At 35.7% G+C, this 5,538-nt stretch carries 7 protein-coding genes and 2 pseudogenes; 5 read left to right on the top strand and 4 right to left on the bottom strand.

What is annotated here, in order from left to right:
• Nucleotides 1–95 (bottom strand): helix-turn-helix domain-containing protein (locus tag ACTNB3_RS17570; protein WP_441027247.1); only part of this gene is annotated, 95 nt, incomplete at its 3' end.
• Nucleotides 96–105: 10 nt separating this feature from the next.
• Nucleotides 106–234, bottom strand: a pseudogene (locus tag ACTNB3_RS17565) (transposase); the annotation flags it as partial.
• Nucleotides 235–435: 201 nt separating this feature from the next.
• Between ACTNB3_RS17565 and ACTNB3_RS17560 the strand changes: the two are divergent.
• Together ACTNB3_RS17560 and ACTNB3_RS17555 are read left to right on the top strand one after the other, a co-directional pair.
• Nucleotides 436–798: a VOC family protein gene (locus ACTNB3_RS17560; RefSeq protein WP_441027245.1), complete on the top strand. Its 363-nt coding sequence runs from the start codon at nucleotides 436–438 to the stop codon at nucleotides 796–798.
• 79 nt (nucleotides 799–877) lie between these two features.
• The gene (locus ACTNB3_RS17555) at nucleotides 878–1,870 is read left to right on the top strand and encodes a Fic family protein (RefSeq protein WP_441027243.1); all 993 of its coding nucleotides are present in this window, start codon (nucleotides 878–880) and stop codon (nucleotides 1,868–1,870) included.
• A gap of 477 nt (nucleotides 1,871–2,347) precedes the next feature.
• On the opposite strand, the gene ACTNB3_RS17550 is transcribed toward ACTNB3_RS17555, so the two are convergent.
• A complete protein-coding gene (locus tag ACTNB3_RS17550; RefSeq protein WP_441027241.1) occupies nucleotides 2,348–2,623 on the bottom strand; it encodes a hypothetical protein in 276 nt (91 codons plus the stop codon).
• A 154-nt stretch (nucleotides 2,624–2,777) separates the two neighbouring features.
• Here ACTNB3_RS17550 and ACTNB3_RS17545 point away from each other — a divergent pair.
• A pseudogene (locus ACTNB3_RS17545) lies at nucleotides 2,778–3,005 on the top strand (transposase domain-containing protein); the annotation flags it as partial.
• Nucleotides 3,006–3,508: 503 nt separating this feature from the next.
• On the opposite strand, the gene ACTNB3_RS17540 reads toward ACTNB3_RS17545, so the two are convergent.
• Nucleotides 3,509–3,664, bottom strand: a complete 156-nt coding sequence (locus ACTNB3_RS17540; protein ID WP_427820753.1) for a hypothetical protein — start codon at nucleotides 3,662–3,664, stop codon at nucleotides 3,509–3,511.
• Nucleotides 3,665–4,063: 399 nt separating this feature from the next.
• Between ACTNB3_RS17540 and ACTNB3_RS17535 the strand changes: the two genes are divergently transcribed.
• Nucleotides 4,064–4,645 (top strand): hypothetical protein, encoded by a 582-nt coding sequence (locus tag ACTNB3_RS17535; RefSeq protein ID WP_427820752.1) that lies wholly within the window; start codon nucleotides 4,064–4,066, stop codon nucleotides 4,643–4,645.
• Nucleotides 4,590–5,462: an ISAs1 family transposase gene (locus tag ACTNB3_RS17530; RefSeq protein ID WP_441027238.1), complete on the top strand. Its 873-nt coding sequence runs from the start codon at nucleotides 4,590–4,592 to the stop codon at nucleotides 5,460–5,462. The genes ACTNB3_RS17535 and ACTNB3_RS17530 overlap by 56 nt, the downstream gene beginning before the upstream one ends.
• Nucleotides 5,463–5,538: the final 76 nt, after the last annotated feature.

Below are 5,538 nucleotides of genomic sequence, written 5' to 3'. Positions count from 1 at the left end.
AAACGGCAGCATCCAAATGTTTTAGCAAGAAGTTCTTCCTGTTTTTTATCCGGGTAAATCCGGAATTTATACGCTTTGTTCAAATTACTTTTCACCCTGGCTTTCAATATACTCAAATATTTCTTTCGCTCTGTTTGATATTACATCATCTATCACTTTCCGGCGATATTTCACAATCATAATCAAATGACAATATAACAAAAATACTGAATGTGCATTATTATCCAAATCCATATTATAATCAATCCACTCTTTTATTCGACTGATTATATTATACCACATCCGGCGCATTAGAACAAGTGTTCTCTCATATTTTTTGCAATTCATCTCGCCACCTAAAGAGGTGGGAGAATTCTTGCTATATTTTGTTAAAGTATAGTAATATAATAAAATGTTATGTTAACTGGAAATGCCGCAGAGAGGAGTGTAGAAAAAATGAAATTAAAAAATATCCTAATCGTTGTTAAAGACATCGAACGTTCAAAAGAATTTTATCACAAATTATTCGGTCTCGAACCTATTCTTGATAATGATGGTAATATGATTCTTACAGAAGGCCTGGTACTTCAGGATGAATCTACTTGGAAAAAATTCACAGGACAAGATGTCATCCCAGTGAATAATGCATGTGAATTATATTTTGAAGAAAAAAACATAAATGCTTTTGTAGAGAAGCTGGAAAATTATTATCCATCTGTAAAATATGTGAATCGCCTGATGACACATGCCTGGGGACAGAAAGTAGTCCGTTTTTATGATCCGGATGGAAACTTGATCGAAGTAGGTACACCGATGTAATTGAAGAATCCGAGAGAGATGATGTATAATGGAGAAAGAAAGTACGCAAGATAATACGTAAGTTAATGGAGATATTTTCATGGATAATTACAAATCGCCTTTTACAATTACAAATGAGATATTATCATATGTTTCATCCATTTCAGAAAAAATCGGATGTATTACAGCAATCAATAGTTTGGGAGCAAAACCACACTTAAGAAAGAACAATCGTATAAAGTCTATTCACGCTTCTTTAAAGATTGAAGCTAATTCGCTTTCTTTAGGACAGGTAAGAGATGTTATTAATGGTAAGAATGTATTAGGAGAGCAAAAAGAAATACAAGAAATTAAAAATGCTTACATTGCTTATGATAAAATTTCTAAAATTAATCCATATAGTATCAAAGATTTAAAGAAATTTCATGGTATTATGACAAAATATGTTGTTGAAGAATCCGGTGAATTCCGTAGAGGAGAAGAAGGTGTTTTTTGTGGTGATCAGTGTATATTTATGGCGCCGCCTGCACAATTCGTTCCAGAGTTAATGGAAGATCTTTTTAGATGGATGCAGGAATCAAAATACAGTGTTCATCCTTTAATCTTAAGTAGCGTATTTCATTATGAATTTGTTTTTATCCATCCTTTTTCGGATGGTAATGGAAGGATGGCAAGATTATGGCATACTGCTATTCTTACAAAATGGAAACCGATATTTGAATATATTCCAATAGAAAGTCAAATTGAGAAGTTTCAGGAGGAATATTATGATGCAATTGCCAAGTGCCATGTAAATGGTGAATCTACAATTTTTATTGAGTTTATTCTATCGCAAATTGATAAGGTTTTGGATGATATTTCTAAGCAGGTTAGCGAGGATAACGAACAACTTTCGGAACATATCAAGAAAATGCTTGATGTTATGGAATATGATATTCCATACACCAGCAAATCACTTATGGAAAAACTGGAATTAAAATCAAAAGAAGGATTCCGCAGAAATTATCTTCGTCCAGCAATCGAGATGAATCTTATTCATATGACAATTCCGGATAAACCTAATAGCAGAAATCAAAGGTATGTTAAAGTTTAAGTAGACGATCCTTTTGCCATGCCAGTCACTTTTCGCTAAAGTGACAAAATTGTCATCTGTAAGTCATGAAGAAAAGTGATCGTAGGTCAGACAGACGTTTACGCCCAGAAAGAAGAAGAACTTGCAATTTTCAGAAGAAGGCCGATCGTATTATTTCGCTGGAAGACGGACGAATCGTGAGAGATGAGGTGATCCGGTAATGAACATTTTTCATAGATTGTGCTTGTTTGTTCAGCAAGCGTAATACTGATATCACAAGCAATATAGCAAAAGCATAGCTTTGAGTTTCACTTTTGGCAAGGCAAAAAGGTCAACAAAGTAGGGGTGTTTCACAAATGCTTCCAGAATCTATTGCCAATCCTCATCTGCATAGTTCAGACCTCTTCAAAGCACTTATCCTTTCTTTTCTACATAAAAATGCGCAGAATTCCCCTATTGTCGGTATCACCTTTTTTTAAGTATGTTATAATGCATTTATCAGAGGTGCGCTATTCCTCTGAACACATATTTTTCTATCAGAGTCAGGTCGTCATTGAATTGGTCGCGCATTTCAGTTGGACCTGATTCTGTTTTTTCTCGAAGGATGGCAATCCGAAGCAGATTATAAGCTATTTTTCTAATAACATCCAGATTATTCTTGCTTTTTCTTGCCGAAGATCTGTCCTCTCTGAAAAGGTCATCCAATACATGGTGCAGACTAGTTTCTATTTTCCAGTGTTTTCTTTTGGTTTCCAAGGTTTCCTGTGCTGACATTCTTCTGCTGACATTCTTCTGCTGGAAATCAGTCCCACCTGATGAATGTCGTCTGTAAGGTTGTCTCCTGTCGTAATCCGGGGGCTTCTGACAGTTCTATTTTTTATGAAATCTTTATGTGAGATATTGAATCCCCATATACCGGACGCGACTTTGTTCAATTCGGAAAAACTGGGTTATGATTGATACCATTGCAGGAGAAGAAGCCAGCGCAATCATTTATAGCATTGCAGAAATTGCAAAGGCTAATAATCTTAAACCTTACAATTATTTTGAATACCTTCTGACAGAGATTCCAAAGCGCATGGATGACCATGATACAAGTTTCTGTGAAGATTTGCTTCCTTGGTCAGACAAGTTGCCAACGGAATGCAGAAAGTAACTTTAAAACCAATGCCGCTCTTCGGAGCGGCTAATCAATTAGTCGTACCGACTATGGTGCGTTTACTTTCATTATGCAATTCAGTTGTTATACACGAGACCAGATTAATTGGAAAATGTTCAAAAAAGAATATCATTCTTATAAGGGCAGAGTGGAAAGATTGTTAATAAGATAATAGATAGAGATTTTGGTAAAACTACACATTTTGTAGAAGTGAACAATAGACATATCCTAGTTTAACTTTTCATTTAAAATATTATAAATCACTTATACTAGATATGATTTCGTGTCGATTCCAAATTAAAAACAGATACAGAGAATACTTGATAAAGTATTTTGCAACTTTCCTTCTCTAGAATTCAGGGTAAATAAAATGAATGCCTCCTGTAAAATCAGGGAAGCATCCATTTTTTACTTCAAAATATGTGTCCAAGAGAAAATTTGGGGGACATATTAGTCTCAATTACCCTCTAACAACTACACTTTTGGGGTATCGCTCAACTTTAATTTATATTCTTATTCCTATCTCCTTCATTTTGAAAAACTTCATATGCCTCCAAGATTCCTGCTCTCACTGCATTTTTAATGATAACAAATAATACAGGAACTATAACGAAAATAATAATCAAAACAATTAATACTATCATTTTCCAATCCATAAAACCATCCTTTCTCATAAAGCATATATGTAAAATAGAATATTACGTTTCAATCTGGCAATCTTTCAGTTTTATTGGAACGACCGCACCTCAAATGAAATCCATTTTCAGTATAGCATACTATTAGCAAATGTAAAAGATAGAATAGTTGAATATAATTTCTATTATAATTAGTTGTGCAAATCAATTTAGCGCTTGCAATTTATCAGTTAATTTGATAAATAAATGTTTTCAGGGTTGTTTCATGAAGATATTTTAAAATTCTAAAAAGATCAGATTTCATCGAGGGTTATACATGCTATACATAAGCGTGTATAACCCTCGACTTTTAGGTCAAGTAGAGGTATGATGTCTATAAAGTATAGGTATGCACCACTTATACGGAAAGGAGAGGACATTATGCCAGTAACTGAGAAAAAATATCCAGAATGGGTTCAAAAACACCGTGTAAAGGGAACTACCGTGAAAAAAAAGGGGGATTCTTATTACCTTTATAAAAGAACATCCCGGCGTGTAAAAGGGAAAAAATATCCGCAGCCGGTCGATACTTATATCGGCATTATTACTCCGGAAGGGGTAATACAAAGCAACAAAAAGAAGGTATCTTTAACAGATGCAGAAGTATGGGAATACGGGTTTTCAAAAGCTGTCTGGGAATTGTGCCCGGATGACTGGAAAAAACCATTAGGGGATGATTGGGAAGATGTACTTTCTATTATTCTTTTCAAGCAATCTCCAACTTCTTATATCCAGAAAAAACGAACGATGAAAAAAGAATCGGATTTTCGTTATCAGTTTGCAGCTCAGATATCGTCTTTGTCCCGCAGAATATATAAAAAATGGGGCGTGGGTCTGGAAGAACTGCATAAGTTAGAGACAATCTATTTAGTATGTCTGAATAAAACTGAAATCATTTCAAAAGTTAATGAGGAACAGCAGGAACTTCTGGAGAAAATACAGGTGGCTCTGGAAATGTGCTGAAAAACCATTTCTGACAGAAAAACTGATTCATTATTTCAGGCAGATCCCAGATTATCGATGCAACAGAGAGAAAAGACACAATCTGGCAGAAATGCTGGTATGTGTCACAATCGAATTTCTTTGTGGCAGGACAACGATCCGCAGGAGTCTTAACTGGTGCAAACATAACCTGGAATGGCTGCGGAAACATATGGAATTGAAATACGGGATCGCCTCGCCTTCCACGATTAGTCGGATGCTGAGCGGAATTGATGAGGAATTAGCCTTGTGTGCTTTTATGGAATGGATTGGAGAAATCGTGGACTCGAAGAATACCCATCTTGCAATTGACGGGAAAGCACTCTGTGGCGCAACGGAAAAGACAAAATGTGCGGCAACTCCAATGATTTTGAACGTCGTGGAAACTGTCCGGGGATTGCTGCTTGCACAGCTTCCTGTAGATTCAAAGACGAATGAGATTGCGGTGATTCCTGAATTGTTGAAACTTCTGGATATCAGTGGAAGTATTATAACGATTGATGCGATTGGAACGCAGACCGCAATCATGGACCAGATCCATGAACAGGAAGGACATTTTGTGCTGACAGTAAAGAAAAACCAACCAGAGGCTTATGAGGAGATCCATACGTTCATGGACAAACTGGAAGCGGAAACTGCTAAAAAGAAAAAAGGCGAAACTACAGATCCTGTAATGCGGGAGTATCTTGAGAAATATGAAGAAATCAGTCAGATGGAAAAAAATCGGGACAAAAATAATTTTAAGGGGACGATCCTTTTGCCACGATGCTGGGGTCAAAAGGTATTTCCAACTAATTAAATAACTATTATTGATGAAAGACATATGGTATAATCATCTTATCAAATAAAGGTGGTTTGCATATGTCTTTTAAAAC

Source organism: Bariatricus sp. HCP28S3_D3, from assembly GCF_052065755.1.
Classification (GTDB): Bacteria; Bacillota; Clostridia; order Lachnospirales; family Lachnospiraceae; genus Allocoprococcus.
Note: the sequence above shows the minus strand (reverse complement) of the source record. Positions and strands in the feature narration are given on the sequence as shown.